12 protein-coding genes are annotated in these 19498 nt (G+C 41.4%); 10 read left to right on the forward strand and 2 right to left on the reverse strand.

The window, feature by feature from the left end; genetic code table 11:
• Positions 1-317: 317 nt before the first annotated feature.
• Entirely contained in the window at positions 318-647 is a 330-nt protein-coding gene (locus BLP87_RS14335) for a helix-turn-helix domain-containing protein (protein WP_034462185.1), read from the reverse strand.
• Between the two features lie 416 nt (positions 648-1063).
• Here BLP87_RS14335 and BLP87_RS14340 point away from each other — a divergent pair, with 416 nt between their 5' ends.
• The 7 genes from BLP87_RS14340 to BLP87_RS14370 all read left to right on the forward strand — a co-directional run bounded on the left by BLP87_RS14340 (position 1064) and on the right by BLP87_RS14370 (position 10853).
• Positions 1064-2698 carry a DUF4832 domain-containing protein gene (locus BLP87_RS14340; protein WP_074463284.1) on the forward strand — a complete coding sequence of 545 codons (1635 nt, stop codon included), beginning with the start codon at positions 1064-1066 and terminating at the stop codon, positions 2696-2698.
• Between the two features lie 599 nt (positions 2699-3297).
• Positions 3298-4377 (forward strand): glycosyltransferase family 4 protein, encoded by a 1080-nt coding sequence (locus BLP87_RS14345; protein WP_074463285.1) that lies wholly within the window; start codon positions 3298-3300, stop codon positions 4375-4377.
• Between the two features lie 29 nt (positions 4378-4406).
• Positions 4407-5138, forward strand: coding sequence for a glycosyltransferase family 2 protein (locus tag BLP87_RS14350; RefSeq protein WP_074463286.1), 732 nt, complete (start codon positions 4407-4409; stop codon positions 5136-5138).
• 23 nt (positions 5139-5161) lie between these two features.
• Entirely contained in the window at positions 5162-8218 is a 3057-nt protein-coding gene (locus BLP87_RS14355) for a WavE lipopolysaccharide synthesis family protein (protein WP_074463287.1), read from the forward strand.
• A 133-nt stretch (positions 8219-8351) separates the two neighbouring features.
• On the forward strand, positions 8352-9146 hold the full coding sequence (locus BLP87_RS14360) for a CPBP family intramembrane glutamic endopeptidase (RefSeq protein ID WP_027209520.1): 795 nt from the start codon (positions 8352-8354) through the stop codon (positions 9144-9146).
• Positions 9112-9804: a response regulator transcription factor gene (locus BLP87_RS14365; RefSeq protein ID WP_074463288.1), complete on the forward strand. Its 693-nt coding sequence runs from the start codon at positions 9112-9114 to the stop codon at positions 9802-9804. The genes BLP87_RS14360 and BLP87_RS14365 overlap by 35 nt, the downstream gene beginning before the upstream one ends.
• Positions 9801-10853: a HAMP domain-containing sensor histidine kinase gene (locus BLP87_RS14370; RefSeq protein ID WP_074463289.1), complete on the forward strand. Its 1053-nt coding sequence runs from the start codon at positions 9801-9803 to the stop codon at positions 10851-10853. The genes BLP87_RS14365 and BLP87_RS14370 overlap by 4 nt, the downstream gene beginning before the upstream one ends.
• Positions 10854-11358: 505 nt before the next feature.
• Here BLP87_RS14370 and BLP87_RS14375 read toward each other — a convergent pair.
• Positions 11359-11961, reverse strand: a complete 603-nt coding sequence (locus BLP87_RS14375; RefSeq protein ID WP_074463290.1) for a TetR/AcrR family transcriptional regulator — start codon at positions 11959-11961, stop codon at positions 11359-11361.
• A 337-nt stretch (positions 11962-12298) separates the two neighbouring features.
• Here BLP87_RS14375 and BLP87_RS14380 point away from each other — a divergent pair, with 337 nt between their 5' ends.
• The 3 genes from BLP87_RS14380 to BLP87_RS14390 all read left to right on the forward strand — a co-directional run bounded on the left by BLP87_RS14380 (position 12299) and on the right by BLP87_RS14390 (position 19467).
• A complete protein-coding gene (locus BLP87_RS14380) occupies positions 12299-14407 on the forward strand; it encodes an efflux RND transporter permease subunit (RefSeq protein ID WP_074463291.1) in 2109 nt (702 codons plus the stop codon).
• 10 nt (positions 14408-14417) lie between these two features.
• The gene (locus tag BLP87_RS14385) at positions 14418-17366 is read left to right on the forward strand and encodes an ICP22 family protein (protein WP_074463292.1); all 2949 of its coding nucleotides are present in this window, start codon (positions 14418-14420) and stop codon (positions 17364-17366) included.
• Positions 17367-17892: 526 nt separating this feature from the next.
• Positions 17893-19467 carry a hypothetical protein gene (locus tag BLP87_RS14390; RefSeq protein ID WP_074463293.1) on the forward strand — a complete coding sequence of 525 codons (1575 nt, stop codon included), beginning with the start codon at positions 17893-17895 and terminating at the stop codon, positions 19465-19467.
• Positions 19468-19498 lie beyond the last annotated feature (31 nt).

Here is a 19498-nt window from a genome sequence, read left to right on the forward strand (position 1 = left end):
TTTGAGCGTCCTGCAAGTTCTTTTCGGAGCATGCAGAAAGGAAAGTGATTTGACCTTCAGAAAAACAAGAGGGTATAACGAATCTGCATGGACATATGGAATTTCTAAGGTGCATCTGCTCAGACAACTTCGCGCAGCATATATCAAATCCCATGGCCAATATAATTTCGATGAAATGCAGCAAAAAGACTGCAGCCCGGCCCTGTTGGTTTGGGTGGGGGAGGCGGGGAAGTGAGTGCATTCAAAAAGGCCTGCGAGATGTTCGCAGACCTTTTTAATCCCCATAATCCTCCAAAAAGCGCTACTTTCGGAGTGACTTAATTAGCTACCATATATTCAATGACTGACGAGATGTGAGATAGTTTATCGTCATCTAGATGACACAGGTTATCTACCGCACTGCTTAACTTTTTGGGAAAAGAAGTTTGGTAATTGAAATAATCATTTGGTGTGATACCAAGATAATCGCAGATCAAAAAGAAATTTTTCATTGAAGGAAGTGATCTGCCATTTTCTATACAATTGATGTAACCGGCGTTCTGTCCTATAGAAAGACTCATGTCTCGAGCCGAAACTCCCTTTTGCATTCTTAATTTTGAAAGACGGATTCCAAAATTATTATTATATACTTCACATACTGATTTCATTGCAACCCCTCCTTTTATGGCGTTTTTCTTTAATTATATCGAAGTATAAACGTAACAAACATGTAACATTATATATACATCATAACAGATACGACAAAAAAATGCACCATATTTGAGTAAAAACAATATAAAAAATTTTTACTTAAACGATGCAGGTGTGAAAGAAATGCGATAACTGTGCGGAACGTAAACATTAATAATACACAAAAAAATATGAAAATATTTGTTAAAGTGATTGTTGCAATTAAAAGGATAGTCTTATATAATTCATTGGTATGAAGCATTAAAACACATGATATGTTGGGAAATTACACATGGTTGTTTAGATAAACAAGGTTTATTAAGAAAGTTACACAGACATTAATTGTGGTTCTTTAAATGAATGACTGTGCGGAAAAAACAAAAAGGGGATGATTATGATAAAGAATAAGACTAGACTAATGAGTTTGATTCTGACATTCGGTATGATAATCGGTACTATCGGAGCGGAATCGTTAGACGTTAAAGCTGAATCACTAGGATCTACAATCCGCTTGGAAGATACAGGGGCAGAACTTGCTGACAACATCGAAAGAGGAAGATGTCCTTACACATGGGTTAAGGTTGACTCATCTTCATGTCCTGTACTTAATCCCAAGGGCGGAATGTACAGTGTCATGTATGACCTGAGATATTTCTCAAGCGGAAACAGTTTCAAAAAGGATGGATACAGCAGTTCAAACGGCTGTGGCGGAAATAAGAATCTGACCGAGCATCCGAATTTCCTTAAGGCATTTGAGAATACACTTTCAAATGCAAGAAAGAACGGAACATCACTTGTACTTAGATTTTCCTACTCAAGTGATAAAACAGTCGGAAATGAGCCCGGCTTAACAAAAGAAGGTGACTCTACCGTATATCACAATACGGAGCTTATCCGTCAGCACATTAAGCAGCTCAGTGAAGTCATCAACAGGAACAAAGATGTAGTGCTTGCTGTTGAGTGCGGAATGTTCGGACCTTGGGGCGAGATGCATTCATCAATGTATGATATCGATAAATGTAACAACTATGATCCTCAGTTCTCGAATGCGATCATAGACAGATGGCTCAATAAGCTCGATCCGAGCATCAAGGTACTTGTAAGAGCACCAAAGCATCTCATGGGATACTACGGATATGAAAATAATGCGGAAGGCTTTAATGAAGCTGTTGCAAACGGAAGCCTTAAGCTTAATTCAAGACTTGGACTTTACAATGACGGATATCTCGGTACATCTACCGATTACGGTACATTCGGTGATGAAAACGAATGGCCATATATCACTCGTGACAAGGGCATAGATATGCTTGAGAAACTTACTGAAGTTCCTTACGGCGGTGAGTGTGCATATGTTGACAAAGAAACTTTGAAGTCACACGGATCACCAATCTACAAGGGTTCAGAGTTCATGTCAGAGCTTTACAGAACACACCTTTCATATCTTCATAACATCAATAGTGAAGATGAAGTGCTTATAGGTGAGCTTAACAATGTTGATGTTTCCAAGTCAGATCTTGTTAAGGGACTTGACGCAGCAGATGTTACACCATACATCGGTCACTCATACAGAAAATTCATGCGTGATCATATGGGATACAGAATTCTTGTAAAAGAGTCTAAGCTTTCTTCAGAGGTGAGCAAGGACGGCACATTTACAATGAGCGGTTCCATGAAAAATCTTGGTTTCGGTAACTTCCTTACAAAGAAGTATACGGAAGTAATCCTTAAGAACGGCGACAAGACATATGTTGCGAGCGTTGACTCATTTAACGCAAACGACCTTACATCGCTTGCTACCAAGAATTATAAGTGGACTTTCTCTGTTCCTTCAGACATCGCGTCCGGAAATTGGGATGTTTATATAAGGATCAGAAATAACAGAAATACACAGGAAGCTTCCGCAAAGACAGGTATTCGCTTTGCCAACCCTGATTGCTTCAATGACGGTATCCGTGCAAATAAGATCGGTACCATCAAGGTTTCAGGCGGAAACAGCAAGGGCGGTTCTGAATTCAAAGAGGTTCGTTAACAATTAGTTGTTTCATAGAATTCCGAGGAAGCACGCGCTACCTCGGGATTTTTTTGAAGAAAACTCAAAGAAAATTTCATAAACGTTAAAACAAATGTTGCAAATGTGAATCAAATTGTATATAATTTGATTATAGAAAAAGCCAACAATCTGGTAAAACTGAATATTTGCATATATTTGCTCACAGGTGTATGAATTTTTTAAAAAGTTACACAATCATTAAGAATAACAGCTTATAAAAGAAAGAGTATCAGAGTGCTTCACAGAAGGAAAGAGAGAAAAATTTTTTTGCACTTGTAATGTGGTATTTCAAATATAGAGTAAAAAAACTTGGGGGGAACGAGTTTTTATACCTCGACGGACACGACTGGGCAAGCAGAAGTGTTTCGCGCCGTAAGAAATTATTTGGACAATCCATTGACCTTATGGTTAAGACTATGAAGCCTGTGAAAGCAAAACATTTGAGAACTGACTAATTGTATAAGCTCAATACCACATGTACAGCTTACGGTGCGAATCTTGCCAAGTCCTAATTTTACTTAACATTTTTCGTGATGAAAGATGATAAATATAAAATAATCTGAAAAGGTGATATATAGATGAAAGTTGGAATAGATGCACATATGCTCGGCTATTCGAGCGAGGATGAGAGTTTTTACAGGGGGATATTGGATGCTCTCAAGCCTGACAAGGGGGACGTGTATTATCTTTTTGTCGAAAAAGATGCCGATATATCAAGGTACAGGGGGAAATTTAAAGTTGTACCTTTCAAAAGTAATAACGCTTTTACAAGAAATTTTTTTGAATTAACAAGTTTTTGTTATAAATACGATCTGGATGTTCTTCACACTCTGCACTACGTGCCTTTTAACAGTCCATGTCCGGTGGTGTGTACCATAAATGATATTTCTTTTGAACATGAAAAGAATAAGGTCAACGGCAATAAGATTGAGTATCTGAAGAACAAACTTATGACTCCGTACTGCGCAAAGCATGCGGATAAAGTGGTTACAGTCTCGAATATCAGCAGACGTGACATTGCGAATACATATGATGTATCGCAGAAAAAGATTGAAGTTGTGGGAAACGCGGTTTCATCGGAGTTCAGGATAATGGACGACGATGAACTTGATGAGCTTGATGTTAGGGGAAAGTACGACATAGGTTACTCACCGTTTTTGTTGTGTGTCGGTGACACCAGGTCGGAAAAGAACATCTTAAGACTCATAGACGCTTATATTATGTATAAAGACAGGTGGGATACAAATATCCGCCTTGTGATCGTGGGGAATGACGATCTATACGACGATCTCTACGAAGAATTTGAGGAGTATGAAGACGAGATAATTTTTGCAGGATGCAGAGACAGACTTGATCTTGCGGCTCTTATAAATGAGTCGGAGGGATATATCTGTCCGGCATTTGTAGAAGGTGCGGGGATATCTCCGATTGAAGCGCTTAATTGCGGAAGACCGGTAGCTGTGGCTGATATGCCTCATGCGCATGAAGAACTTGGCAACAGGGCAATCTATTTTGATCCTTATGATGAAGAAGATATCTATGAGGGCATTTGCAGACTTGTTGACGATCCAATCGAAGCAGAGATTCCCGAAAGTTCATGGGAGGACAGCAGCAGACGCATGAAAAAGATATACCGCGACGCGGCATCGGAGATGTGAAAAAATAAAAGACAGCGAAGGAAGGACTAATGCTTAATATAGTAATACCCATGGTTGGCGGAAGTAACAGATATGCGGAGTCTTATTATGAAACTCCAAAGCCGCTTACCGATATATTCGGTCATCCCGTGATCGAATATGTGACTCAGAATATCAGACCTAAGTGCGAGCATAGATTTATTTATGTTTGCAGGGAAGATCACATCGAACGATTCGAACTTGACAGGATTCTCAGAGAGATAACGCCGGACTGTGAGATCATAGTTACCGACGCATCTACTGAGGGAGACGCATGTACGGTGCTTCTTGCTGAAGAATTTATTGATAATGACGATGAACTTATGATTGCAGGCTGCGCGCAGGTAATCGATACAAATATAGATGCATATCTCGATGAAATGAGAGGCTATGACGGACTTATCATGACGACACCGGCCAATCAGCCCAAGTGGAGCTATGTCAAATATGATGAGAACGGAGAAGTTACGCTTGTCAGGGAAAAAGAGGATATGTCAAACGAGGCAATCGTTGGAATATATAATTTCAAGAGGGGCTCAGACTTCGTTAAATATGCATACAGGATGATAGCCAATGATGTCAGGGAAAACAACGAGTTTGGCGTTGCTCCTGTTTATAACGAGATGATAAATGATGGAAAGAGGATCAGCTTCTGTAATGTCGGAGCTGATATGCACGGATTTGGGGGAGCTGAAGGTGCAAGTGCCTGCATGCAGCTTGATCTGTGTACAGATTTCTTTTGAGGAATCATTGATTGGGAAGGGACATGGGATTAGTTGATAATAAAGATATTACAGTTGTAGTACAGGGAGCGGTTGACCGTGAAAAAACGCCGATATGCCTTCAAAGCATCAGGCGTATGCTCCCGGGAGCATTTATTATATTGTCTACATGGGAAGGAACCGATGTGGACGGACTTGAATATGATGATGTTGTCCTAAGCGAAGATCCGGGCGGATTTGATGAGTTCAACATACCTTTTTCGCCCAAGAACAACATTAACAGACAGATCGTGTCGACTTATCAAGGTCTTTTGAAGGTAAAGACTGTCTATGCGCTTAAACTGCGAACGGATTTCTATCTGTGTGATGACGGATTCAAAGATTTTTTTAATACATATAACAGAGAATGTACCGAATACAAGATTTTTGAGCACAAGGTGATATGCTGCGAGCTCTATTCGAGAAATCCGCGGTACATTTTTTCCGATATGAAAAGAGCTTACCATCCTTCGGATATTTTCTTTTTTGGATATACCAAGGACCTGGTGAGACTTTTTGATGTTCCGCTTTTTTCCAGAGAAGATGAAGAATATATGATGTGGAAGTATTATCCCGATAATTCCGTGTCAACGTTCAGATATGATGCCGAGTCATATCTGTGGATGAAACTTGTGAAAAAAAGCATCAGCTTTAATGAACCGGACGATCTGGAAAAATATGGCAGGGAGGATATCGACAGAAGTGAAGCGACTTTCGCAGCCAATCTCATAATACTCGGAAATGAGGAAATTGGGCTTAAGACACTTGAAAACAGCATCTACAGGAAAGAGGCCGCACCGCAGAACTGCTATACACATGAGGACTGGGAGCGGCTTTATGCTTTTTATTGCTGCAATGATGCCAAAGAATACATAAAGTATCTCTCACACGTCTTTGTAAAAAATCTTTTGGATATCCCGGGATATTTACTGAGAGCTCTTTTACGTAAGTGCCGCTTTGATAAGCAGGGGTTCCTTACGGGGATCGGGAAAAGAAAATTTGACAAGATGTATGCTGTTGATTATTACAGCGAGATCATAGACAGCAGGGACATAAGTGTCGTTGTTCAGGGAATGGTGCGGGATACGACGGTTGAGACGGTAAGGAGTATAAGACAACACCTTCCGTATGCGCAGATCGTTCTGTCAATTTTTGAGGGCGAGAGCGCGGACGGGATTGACGCGGATATCGTTGTAAAGAGCGAAGATCCGGGTTCATGCGGCTATATCAGAAAATATCCGCATGAGCAGAGAAACAACGTAAACAGGGAAATTGTCTCAAGCCGCGCCGGAATCGAAGCGTGCACCGGAAAATATTGCATAAAGATGCGTAGCGATATGATCCTTACAGGCTCTGATTTCCTTGATATCTATAACAGAGTTTCAAAGTATGTCACCACGGAGTCGGTTGTTTCAAGAAGGATAATGGTCGAGGCACTTTCAACTTCAAAGAGCGGAGTGCTTAATTTTGGCGTGTCCGACTGGTGGTATATGGGACTTAGGAGCGATTTGTTAAAGCTCTTTTCGGCAGACCTTTATAAAGACGTGGGAAAAAGAGATTATAAGAGCGAATACAGATGCAACCTGACGCCGGAGCAGTATATCGCATATAACTTTTATGTGAACAGCTTTATTCCGATATTTTCAGGCTTTGTCGGACTTATGAATGTGACGGATGATTCTTCGTCTCTTCGAAAGGAATATGAGAAGTTTCTTGCAAACAATTTTGTGTGCGTTGAATTTCCGATAAGTAAGGTTGTGCTTCCCAAAGCCTTATATATCAACAATTCGGCGGCTTACAAGTATAACTTAAGTTACGGCGACTGGCTTAAACTTTGCAGGAAATACGGTACTCTTGACAATGTTGTTGTAAAAAGAGAACTTGCATCTCTTGGAATGAATTACAAGCTGAAGTACAAAGTAAATCCCGACTATTTCAACATCCTTAAATGGAGCAGTGTTGTAAGAAATTATAAGAATACGGTTACGGAAGAGTATGAGGGTGCTTCGACTAAGGTTTCGCCTGATGAGATCACATTTCTTGTTACGGGCGGAATCGACGTTACTTCTGATCTTAACACGGTTGCGAGCCTGTATTCCATAAAGAGATTTTTCCCAGGGGCATCCGTTATTCTCGGAACCTGGGACGATGAAACCGTCCCTTCGTACATCAAGAAATTGTGCGACAGGATCTGTTTTGTTGAAAAGAAAAAGATGCCAAAAGTTAATCTTCATCTTGATGATTCCAAGAATGAAGATATCAACGACATAAACATGATGCAGACACTTACCGCTACGGCGATAAAGATGGTTCAGACAAAATACTGCGTAAAGATGGAAACCGGCCATGTTTTTAAGAATTCGACGCTTCTTGATTTCTATAATTACTGGAAGAAGATAATGAATTCGTACAATGCGGAGTATCGTATCTTTGATGAGAGAGTTCTTTTTATAAACGAGCGTATGTATGATGGAAGAAACACTGGCGGAAAGCGCTCCTGTGCGATACCCGGTACGTTTCAGATGGGGAGGACTTCGGATCTTGCAAAGATCTGGGACGGTCATATTGAGCCCGACAGCGTGCTCAGATATTACACCACGTTTCCGAATACCCGCTATACCAATTCGGAGAAGTACAACAGCCTTTATACTGCGGAACAGTGCCATTATATAAATCTCATAAAGAATTTAAAAAAGAAGATCCCTGTTCCGAGGTGGTATGAAGATGAGGGCTCTTTTGAGAATATTCTTGCATACGAGGCTGTTCTTAGTTCCAACGTCATGGTCGGAAGCAGCGACGATCTTGGAATTATGAAAAAGGGAGGCTTTGCGGAGGATAAGCGCTTCATGGGCTTTGAAACGCTACTTGGCTTGTATATTGTAAACGTTGACCGTGACAACAAGGAGATTCACGAGTATCTGAAGAATTATTACAGTGCTTCCGCGGTCTGCAAAAAAGATAAGGAGGCGCATTCGACTCTTATGAAGGCGCTGCTTTACGGCGACAGGTACGGATATGATAAGAAGTACTGTGCGCTGATGAAGAAGATTGGGCAGGTGTGAGTGGCAAGGCTTGTCTCGGAATGAGTGCGCCTTGTAAAAATTGATCAAATTAAGGCTACGTTAAGATTCACTTCAATCTACGGAAATGTATTTTATTTATCATGGTTTTATCAAAACAAAGGAGATGAAACTAATGGTGAAAAGAGTGCTTTCGGTAGTTGGAGTGATTTTTTTGTATTTTTTGGTGTTTTTTATTGGAATACTGGGATTTCAGGTTTTTGCGGAAGGGAGGCTCCTGCTGACTGAGGAACAGCTTGATCACTACAGCGGCTCTTTTGGGACAGTTGTAACAGTTTTGTTTGTTGTTTGGTTTTCGCATGTAAAGGGAATATCCAAGGATTTGGAGTTAAGGAAAGACAGAAGCTTTATCAAGATGATCGTGGTAGCAGTTTTTTCTGTTTGTATTGGTATGATACTTTTTAACTCTTTTGTCGGTTTTTTACTTAACGGGATTTTTCCTGTAACAGAAGATGTAGTACTTGATGAAACAGCATTTGATCATATAGTTACAATCCTGATAGCACCGGTGGCGGAGGAATATTTTTTTAGGAAGGGCTTATACGGTTATGTCAGAGAAAAAATAAATATCCCTATTGCAGTAATCTTAACGTCGTTGATATTTGCCGAACTTCATGGTTACCACCTTCAGGGATTTCTTTCAGTCTTTTTCAGCGGAATATTATATGCACTGATCTATGAGCATAGTGGTAATATTATGTATAGTATATGTGCGCATATGATGCATAACGCATCTGCGAGTATCATGAATGCTTTTGAAAGGCATGGCGTGCAGCTAAGCTATAATCTGAACGGATATATTATATATACGTTGCCTGTGCTTCTTACGGCAGTTCTGCTGGTTACGATAATACTGATAAAAGGAAGAATGAAAATTGGAAAAAGAAAAATACAAAGTACTTGTAGTTGACGATGAGCCTCAGATAGCGGGACTTCTCAAGGTGTGTCTTGAGATGCATGGCATGGAAGTGAGCGAAGCATATGACGGAAACAGCGCCTATGAGATGTTTGACAGAAGGAGCTTTGATCTGATAATAACCGATGTGATGATGCCTGTTATGGATGGTTATGAGCTTGTTGAAAAGATAAGACTAAAGAGCCATGTACCTGTTCTTTTCCTTACTGCCAAGGGCGATGTTCTTGACAGGATAAAGGGGCTTAATATCGGAGCGGATGATTATATAGTTAAACCTTTTGACCCGATGGAAGTTGCGGCAAGAGTATTGTCCACACTTCGAAGATGCTACGGATATGATGGGCAGGGCAAGACTGTGGAACTTGTATGTGGGAGCCTTAGATTGGATGTTGATCTTAAGAGGCTTTATAAAAATGGTGAAGCTATAGAACTGACAGCGCTGGAATACCGCATGGTTGAGTGCTTCATGAGCAATATCGGACATGTGCTTACCAAAGACCGAATATACGAGGCAGCCTGGGAAAGCGATAAATTCCCCGATGACAACAGCATCATGGTCGCGATAAGTAAGCTTAGAAGCAAGATATCGGATGACGGCGCGGAGTATATCCACACTATCAGAGGGCTGGGATATAGGATGGAAGAAAAATGAAAAAGGAATATAGCAGGAAACTTCAGGCATTTCTTAGATTTTTGATCGCGATTGTTATTCTGTTGATGCTTCTTTTCGACGGAATAAGTGATTTTATAAAGGGATTTATTGAAGGATGGTCCGGTAAAGAAGGACTTGGAGATGGGGGTAATATACAGATTACTGTTGTAAGTGTGGTTTTCATCCTGATTATATTCGGCGTGATTTCTCATATCGCAAAGAAATATATTTCAGAACCTGCACGAAGAATCGCAGACAGCATGAATAAGGTAAGTGGCGGCAATCTTGATGTCAGACTGGAAACAAAGGATAGTTTTGAGTTCGGCGAGATGGAAGAAGCTTTCAACAACATGGTAGCGGGCTTAAAAGAAGCTCAGACGCTCAGGGAAAAAAATGATGAGCATAACAGACAGCTCTACGCAGGAATAGCTCATGATCTCAAGACTCCAATGACGATGGTAATGGGATATGCCAAATTACTTAAGAAAGAAGATATATCTGACGAGGAGCTAAAACGCTGCCTGACTGTAATAGAACAGCAGATAGAAGCTGCGAATGTGCAGCTTGAGGATATGCTGGAGTACTCCAAATTTGGAAGTGCAAGTTATAAGATCATTCCCGAAGAGGGCAATATTGCGGCACTTCTTAGAGGAATTCTTGCGGATATGTTTTATAAATTCGAAGAGAAAAAACTTGTCCTTAATTTGGAGATACCTGACACCGTGATCTGTAAATATGATCACTCGCAGATGCGCAGAGTTTTTTCCAACCTTATAAACAATGCTGTCAGACATAATCCTGAGAATACAACCATAAAGGTCACTATGACCGAAAAGCGCAGTGGAGTTGAGGTTGTTGTTGCCGATAACGGCCCGTTTTTGGATGAAGAATTGAAGGCGCATATTTTTGAACCATATATGAAAGGAAAGAACGGAGGAAGCGGATTGGGACTCTCTGTGGCTAAAAAAATCATGGAGCTTCATGGCGGAATGCTGGAATATATGGAAGATGCGGAGAGTGAATTTAAGAGGTTTGTTGTAAGCGTGTGAAGGGATTTGCTGAGGATATGTGGGCGTGAGCCTTAGGAAGATGAAAAACAGATATGACAGATTTTTTATATTAGCGGATACTTTGTTGTACAAGGTGCGCTTTATGATTGAATTTGGGGGCGTTGACGTTCGAATGTTTGTTCTGTATAATGAGGTCTTGGTGCTACCAGTTATTACGGTAGGCGGTTAGTCCTTCAATCGGATGACTGTGACCTCCGTTAATCATAGAAATCTCATATGAGAAATCTTTGTTGGAGGAACTTGCGTATGCTCACCATCACTGACCTTATCGCAGTGCTTGCACTGTGTGCGACTTTCTATAGTCTTGGTTATATGCATGGAAAGCATGATTCCAAGACACAAAAATAACCGCCCTCTGCCTCGCAAACATAGAGCGGTTATTTCTTAACCATTTTATATTTCAGGGCTAACCGTCTATCGGTAGCACCTTTTTCAATTCATATATTACCATCACGGTTCATTATCGTCAAATAATCATTTCCTTTTATTCCACAATATAATTCCGTATTATCCCTCTTACAGTCTGCTCAAGGTGCGGCTTAAGTTCTTCCAGAGAAACGGGATCGTTGTACATGATGGCGCTGTAGCCTGTTGAACCGACAAGTTCTATGATTAAAAAAAGCATAACTTCAGGATCTTTGAACTTGTGACCCGATTCTTCAAGCATCTTGTTGTAGATGGTGCCAAATTCATCGTCTGAATTGCTTACATTTGTATTGAGTGCTTTTTTGAATACTGCCCAGCTAAGATCTTTGTAGATGAAGGAAAGAAGTCCCTTATTTGTCGCAAGTGAATCTAATGCATAATTCATTATAAATATTAACCTGTCATCAAATTCTGTCAGGTTTTCATGGCTGAGCGCTTCGTGAGCCTGTATGAAAAGCTGGCTTGACTTGTGTGCGATGAGCCTGTTTCGGATGTCATACTTATCCTTGAAGTACAGATAGAAAGTTCCTTTTGCAACCCCTGCTCTTTCTACAATGTCCGATATGGAAGTCTTGTTAAGTCCCTTTGAAGTAAAAAGCTCAAAGGAAGTGTTCAGTAGTCTTTCCAGTTTTGCTTTTTTGTTTTGGTCTGCTTTTCCCATTTTTTCACCTTTCTCTTTTCAAATTAAATATAACATAAATTTAGGAAAGTTATTAAGACAAAAATAGTGGATTCATTGACATGGAAAAATGAATGTACTAGAATAGCTTTGTTAGCAATAACTAACAAAGTGTAAAATCAGATAATCCCTCTTTTGATAATCAGGCATTTTAATCGGTTATTGAAAGGGGATTTTTGCGTTGAATGGGGGAAGACGAGAGGAGTAAGCAAAAGATAATAAAGTTTGGGAAATCTTCTCTTTTAAAATGTTGACTAATGGTCATAAAAGTGTTATACCATAAATGACCGATAGTCAATAATTTCAATGGAGTAATAGTATGAAAAAGATTTCTCGAATAATTGTCAAATTAAGATATCTGATACTCTTGGTTGCAATCGGGCTCCTTATCCCGGCTGCAATCGGATATATAAATACGAGAGTAAACTACGATATTTTGTCGTACCTTCCCAAGGACATTGAGACTATGAAGGGGCAGGATATCCTGCTAGATCAGTTCGGAACCGGCTCTTTTGTCCTGTATGTGACTGAAGGTATGGAGGAAAAAGATGTTGCGGCTCTGAAAGCAAAGATAGAGCAGGTGGATCATGTTGAGAACGTGCTCTGGTACGATTCTCTGATGGATCTGTCGATACCCATGTCGATGCTTCCGAGCGATGTATATGATGCGTTTAACAGCGGAGATGCGACGATGATGTTCATTGTATTTGATGACGGAACATCCGCCGACACAACATTGGAAGCAGTAGAAAATATCAGGAAAATTTCGAATGAGCAGTGCTTTATGAGCGGAATGAGCGCTATAGTGGCCGACCTTAAGAGCATTACAATTTCGGAGACACCTATATACGTTGTAATGGCGGTTGTACTTGCTGTGATAGTTCTCTCAATCACAATGGATTCCTATCTTATTCCTGTGTTTTTCCTTCTGAGCATAGGAATGGCGATAGTCTACAACATGGGAACCAATGTGTTTAACGGAGAGATTTCTTTTATCACGCAGGCGCTGAGCGCGGTACTTCAGCTCGGAGTTACCATGGATTATTCGATATTCCTGTGGCACAGCTATCAGGAAGAACTTGAAAAGAATGACAACAGAAACGACGCGATGGCAAATGCCATAGCCGCAACATTTAAGTCTGTTGTCGGAAGTTCAATTACATCAATCGCAGGCTTTTTGGCGCTCTGCTTTATGACGTTCACACTTGGAACGGATCTCGGAATAGTAATGGCCAAGGGTGTAATATTCGGCGTTGTCGGATGCGTTACCATTTTGCCGAGCATGATACTTATCTTTGATAAGGCGATTGAAAAGACAAAGCATAAACCTCTTTTGCCCGAATTCGTAAGAATACCGAAGATGGTGGCAAAGCATTACCTTGTATTCTTCATCATCTTCCTGGCACTCATATTCCCTGCGGTTTACGGAAACAACCGCACGAAGGTTTACTACAACCTGACGGATACGCTTCCCGACAAGCTTGGAAGTATACAGGGGTCAAAAGAGATTGATGAGAAGTTCGACATGAACTCTGCGTATATGATCCTTGTTGATAAGAATCTCGACAGTGTTTCCATGAATAAGATGATAAAAGAGCTCAAGAATACCGACGGTATCATCTCGGTGCTCGGAACCGACGCTATCATGGGACCTGCATTTCCGAAAGAGTTTATTCCTGAGGAATATTTTGATGCGCTCGAAAGCGATGATTGGAAAGTAGTTCTTTTGACCACCGATTACAGAGTGGCTTCAAACGAGATAAACGCTCAGATTGATGAGGTTCAGCGCATAGTAAAAGGATATGACAAGAAGGCGATGGTTGTTGGAGAATCGCCTTGTACCAAGGATCTTATAGATATAACGGATCATGACTTTAAGGTTGTAAACGCGGTTTCAATCGGATTCGTGTTCCTGATAATCGCACTGGTACTTAAGTCTTTGTCACTTCCGTTTATATTGGTTGCGGTAATTGAATTTGCGATTTTTGTAAACATGGGAATTCCTTATTATACGGGAACGGTGATCCCTTTCATATCATCGGTCGTTATAGGAACCATCCAGCTTGGAGCTACAGTTGACTACGCAATCCTGATGACTACAAGGTATCTGTCTGAGAGAAACGCAGGACATGATAAAAAAGAAGCGACTCTTATAACACTGACTACCTGCATGAAATCGGTAATCGTCAGTGCGCTCAGTTTCTTTGCGGCGACCTTTGGCGTTGGACTTATATCCAGCGTTGATATGATCGGATCTCTCTGCGGACTTATGTCGAGGGGCGCGATAATCAGCATGTTCACTGTTTTGCTGGTGCTTCCCGCGATGTACATGATATTCGACAAGATAATAATAAAGACTACACTTGGCGTGAATCCGGGTGCAAAGTCACAAGATAAAATTACAGATTGTGTTAATAAAATAGCGTGAGGACAGAATTATGATCAGAAAAAAACTAATCAAATCATTATCACTTGCCCTGGCAACAATGCTTGCAATCATGACGGTTGCCTGTGGTGCAAAAAAAGATAGCGCTGCTGATGCGGCGAACGCAGGAATATCAACTACTGCCGAGGAAGACAAACTCTCGGACAGCCTTACAAAGAGCATCGGATCTTCTGACGATGCCGGAAAAGTTGAGACGGTATATGTCAATGCGGATGCAAGCGGCGCCGCAAACGATATTATCGTAAGCGAGTGGCTCAAGAACGCAGGTGCTACGGCTGAACTTGCTGATAAGACTGAGCTTAAGGACATTGTGAATGTCAAAGGCGATGAGACATTCAAGGATAACGGCGACGGAACTCTGACATGGGAGGCCAAGGGTTCTGATATTTACTATCAGGGAGTTACGGACAAAAAGCTTCCCGTAAATATGAAGATTACATACAGCCTTGACGGAAAAGAAATTAAGCCCGAAGAACTTGCGGGAAAGAGCGGTAAGGTCACAATTCGCTTCGAGTATGAGAATACCGACAAGCAGACTGTAGATGTGGATGGAAAAGAGGTTGAGGTATTCACTCCTTTTGTAATGATGTCAGGAATGATCCTCGATGGTGACAAGTTCTCAAATGTTGATATCTCAAACGGAAAGGTTATTTCGGACGGCGGAAACTATATTGTTATGGGAGTTGCGGTTCCGGGATTAAAAGACAGCCTTGATATATCTGAAGATAAGTGGGATGAGCTTGATGATGAGGATCTTGAGAAAAAGCTTAGTAACAGCTTCGAGATAACAGCCGATACAACAGACTTTGAACTTGGTATGACTATGACAATGGCAAGTTCTGACGTGCTTTCAGATTTTGGTATGTCAGATCTTTCTAATTCAGACAAAATCGATGACCTCAAGGATGACATGAATAAGTTAAACGACGGTTCGAATGATCTTGTTGACGGTTCCAAGGAACTTAAGAAAGGAACGGGCGAGCTCAGAGACGGAGTTTCGGATCTTTATGACGGAACAAAAGAGTTCAAGGATGGAACAAAAGAATTAAAAGACGGTACAGGAAAACTTAGTGACGGAAGCAAGGAGTTCTACGACGGACTTGTTAAATATACAAACGGTGCGCATGATCTTAGAAACGGAACGGCTGCTTTGGAAGAAGGCCTGAAATCTGCAAAAGATGGTTCATCTGCTCTCAGACAGGGAATGGAAGATGCAAATCTTGTTGATAATGCCAAGGCTCTTGCACAGGGAACTGAAGCGGTTAATGGCGGTGTAAAGCAACTTGCTCAGATGGCTTCTTCTCTTTCAAGCCTTATGGCAGCTTCATCACAGCTTTCTTCAATAAAGAATGCTTATTCCGTTACGCAGGCTTATCTTATCGGAAGCAGAACCGATGCGACGGCAGCTGCTATCGCATGCCAGACCCTCGGCGTTGATAAGGCAAAGCTTGATGCAATAATAAATGTTGGAAAGACAGCTCTTTCACAGGTTAGTACAGGTAGCGTACCAAATGAGCCTCACGACGCTGCGCTTGTTATGACAGTAGGTGGCGGTGAGCTTACCGAACCTGATGATGCGTCAAGGCAGGCATCTACTCCTGAACCTGCACAGACAGGAGATGATTCCGATAATAATTTAAGCGGTGGAGAGCCTTCTACAGGTACCACGGGTGAAAATGGTTCCGGTTCGGGAACGGACAATCCGGATGGAGGAAGCCCGGCAACTACCGGAAATGGATCAGGGGCGACTGCTTCAGGTGCGCCTGCTACAAATACAGACGGCACGGGAAATTCTAATGGAGGTTCGGCAGGTGCATCGGGCACCGGTGCTCAGGGCGGAGATAGTTCAGTACCTGCTTCCGGAAATGCGAACGCAGGAGCGCCTGCTGCAAATACATCGGGTGCAGGAAATCAGAGTGGAGCCGATCAGGTTCCCGGTAACGGAAATGCAGCGGGAGCAAATCAGGGAGAAGGCCAATTTGCAACTGGTATTTCGACTGAGGGAGCAAATGCCGGAGATGCAACGGGACAGAATAAAGCAAGTTTAGCTGCTCAGCTTCAGGGCAACAAGATGACAGTAAGGCAGGGGCAGGGAATTAATTCTGCAATTTTGCTGGGAGGTGGAAATCCGAATCAGAACCAGAATTCTGAGAAGACATATACTCAGGCAGAACTTGATCAGAAAATTTCAGAAGCACTTCAGGCAAAAGATGCAGAACTGACCGCTACAAAAGCTGCTTTAGAGACTGCAATGGGTGCAATAAACACTGCAAAGCAGCAGACACCTATGATAGCCGCATATGCAGGATATCTTGCTCAGACTCAGGCAGTTCTTACATTTATAGAAAAAGCGCATCTTGATACGCTTATAAATCTTGACCCTGCAACTCTTCAGAAGATTGCTCAGCTTGATGCTCTTGTTGCGGGTGCGGATCAGGTTGCAAACGGAAATGCACAGCTGGCAGCAGGCATAGAGAAACTCTATGGCGGAACAGTTCAGCTCGACCAGGGACTTGGCAAGCTTAAGGACGGTTCTACAGAGCTTAGAAAAGGCGCTGATACATTGACGGATAATAATGCAACAATAGTTGACGGTGCATTCAAGCTTTACGACGGCGCTTGCAAGCTTGATGAAGGAGCAGGAAAGCTGGACGACGGAGCAGGAGAGCTCTACGACGGAGTGGGCAAATTGTACGACGGAACTGGCGAGCTTGATGACGGTGTTCAGGAACTTGTTGACGGAGTTATTAAATTTGACAAAGAAGGAATCAAGAAGATCTACGAAGCATTCGACGGGGATCTTTCTGATTTCTCCGACAGACTTTCAGCTATCGAGAAAGCCGGCGAGAACTACAGCACCTTCGGCGGTGCTTCCGATGATACCGACAGTAGCGTGAAGTTCATCATCAAGACAGACGGTATCAAATCTGAGAATGCGTGATGTATACTTGATACATCGAGTATTCTTGTGTGAATATTTAGGCATTTATAACATGAAATTTATTGAGTATGACCCTGCGGAGCAAAAATGCTCTGTAGGGTCATGTTTTTTATGCTTGTTTAGGCAGTGTTTTACTGAAAGGCATGACTCTATAAGCAGAAAATGAGCTGTAGGGTCATATAAATAAGCTCTCCAAGGGAATGTATTTGCTAAAAGGCATGACTCTACAGGCAAAAATGCACCATAGAGTCAATGCCAGAGCTACAAATCCATGACTCCAAAGAAGGAATCTGCCGCCAGAGTCAATGAAAGTGCCGCAAATCTCTGATCGCAACCGAAGAACTTGCCAATGGAGTCAGAATAAAATTCCACGCACAGATTTCAGCAAAAGCATGATATTTGCCCTATAAAAACAGAACACAGAAAAAACATGATTTCATAATATATACGTCAATTATTTTGTGTATTGTATATATACGATATATACGATATGCTTAAAAGCATTGACTGAAATGTGGAGGGAATTATGAAAAAATGTAAATCAACAGCCATTTTGATGGCTTCAGCTATGATGCTTTCACTTGTAGGATGCAGCGGATCTAGTGATGCGGCTTCTTCAGGAAGCAGCGCTATGGAATTGACTGAGGCTGAACTTAGACAGGCAGCAAGAGAGGCAATGATTGCTTCTGAGGCGGCAGAAGCTTCATCAAGCGAGGATGCATCAGCGGCTTCATCATCAATAGATGCGGCTACGGCAGCTTCTTCCGATGTAGCAACAACAGCAACTTCAACCGAAGTAGCAGCTACAACATTGAATTCATCTGAGACATTAACAACTACAGGTACAGCAACTGCGACAACCACAAATGGCACAACTACTACCGGCGTAGCAACGGCAACAACCCCTGACGCAGCTACTACTGGTTCATCTGCATCTACTGTTTCAACTACAGATTCAAACACAACTGCAACTACCGAAGCAGCAAATGCGATTCCTGCTAAGCTTGCAGATCATGAGTTTGTATATAACGGAAAAGTACACTCTGTTTTGAACAGCACCAATACTATAATGTCTAATCTCGGACAGTATCAGAGCAGAAACACATCTTGTCCTGAACAGCCTTTTTATTCCTATGATGGAGGAAGCATTATTTTTATAACAGGTATAAAAGATGGAAATGAACTTCCTGTTGATATCGCAGTCTATAAAAAAGGTATTCTTACAGCACGCGGCGTTGGTGTAGGCTCAACATTGGCCGAAATAAACAATGCGTATAACGGGTGCAATAAGAGCTCTTTTAGCTTGAATAAAGATTATGGTATATCAGTAAAGTTTGATGCATATACTTTATGCTTTTATTTCAACACCAAGAACGATACTGTAGTAAGCTATGCATATGATAATAATGATACTTTGTCAAAGATGTATCCTGTTAAGTCAGATATCGCGGATTCTACAAAGAATATAGTTGCGACCGGAAAAGCTCAGGCTACTACATCAAGCTCAAATGCAACAACTGCTACAAATACAACAACATCAAACTCAAATGCCAATGCAACACCTGCTGCAAATACTACAGCACCTGTGCAGACAACAAATAACGCAGCACCTGCGCCAGCTGCAACTACAACTCAGAATAGCGGCAGCGTTTCTGAGGCTGAGATCATGTACAATGGCAAGAAACTTTCTATCCTTGACGGAGCGTCAACACTTATGGCTAACCTTGGTCAGTGTGAAAAGAAAGATACATCAACAGCTGATGAACCCAGATATGTTTATGATTCGAATAACATAAACTTATACACATTTGTTTATAACGGCGAAGAGTTAACTTACGATCTTTGCATTTATAAGCAGGGCGCAAAGACATCCCGCAATGTCGGAGTTGGTGATTCAAAAGATAAGATTATAGCTACTTATGGTAGTCCTGCAGAGACATATAGTTTTTATCAGGGATATGGTTTCAAATACAAATTTGATACATTCACTTTGTACTTTGATTTTGATACAAATACCGATAAGGTTTATAGCATGACATATGGCAATAATGATACAATAAGAAAGAGACATGCTGCTCATCCTAATTATATTGGGGATTAAAAGATAACAGGGTTTATGAAAAGAGATTTTG

The organism is Butyrivibrio hungatei, from assembly GCF_900101605.1.
Lineage (GTDB): Bacteria > Bacillota > Clostridia > Lachnospirales > Lachnospiraceae > Butyrivibrio > Butyrivibrio hungatei_B.

Excerpts from the sequence above, each read along its gene's own strand:
- BLP87_RS14335 (WP_034462185.1), bottom strand. The coding sequence starts at position 647 with ATGAAATCAGTATGTGAAGTATATAATAATAATTTTGGAATCCGTCTT.
- BLP87_RS14340 (WP_074463284.1), top strand. The coding sequence starts at position 1,064 with ATGATAAAGAATAAGACTAGACTAATGAGTTTGATTCTGACATTCGGT.
- BLP87_RS14345 (WP_074463285.1), top strand. The coding sequence starts at position 3,298 with ATGAAAGTTGGAATAGATGCACATATGCTCGGCTATTCGAGCGAGGAT.
- BLP87_RS14350 (WP_074463286.1), top strand. The coding sequence starts at position 4,407 with ATGCTTAATATAGTAATACCCATGGTTGGCGGAAGTAACAGATATGCG.
- BLP87_RS14355 (WP_074463287.1), top strand. The coding sequence starts at position 5,162 with ATGGGATTAGTTGATAATAAAGATATTACAGTTGTAGTACAGGGAGCG.
- BLP87_RS14360 (WP_027209520.1), top strand. The coding sequence starts at position 8,352 with ATGGTGAAAAGAGTGCTTTCGGTAGTTGGAGTGATTTTTTTGTATTTT.
- BLP87_RS14370 (WP_074463289.1), top strand. The coding sequence starts at position 9,801 with ATGAAAAAGGAATATAGCAGGAAACTTCAGGCATTTCTTAGATTTTTG.
- BLP87_RS14375 (WP_074463290.1), bottom strand. The coding sequence starts at position 11,961 with ATGGGAAAAGCAGACCAAAACAAAAAAGCAAAACTGGAAAGACTACTG.
- BLP87_RS14380 (WP_074463291.1), top strand. The coding sequence starts at position 12,299 with ATGAAAAAGATTTCTCGAATAATTGTCAAATTAAGATATCTGATACTC.
- BLP87_RS14385 (WP_074463292.1), top strand. The coding sequence starts at position 14,418 with ATGATCAGAAAAAAACTAATCAAATCATTATCACTTGCCCTGGCAACA.
- BLP87_RS14390 (WP_074463293.1), top strand. The coding sequence starts at position 17,893 with ATGAAAAAATGTAAATCAACAGCCATTTTGATGGCTTCAGCTATGATG.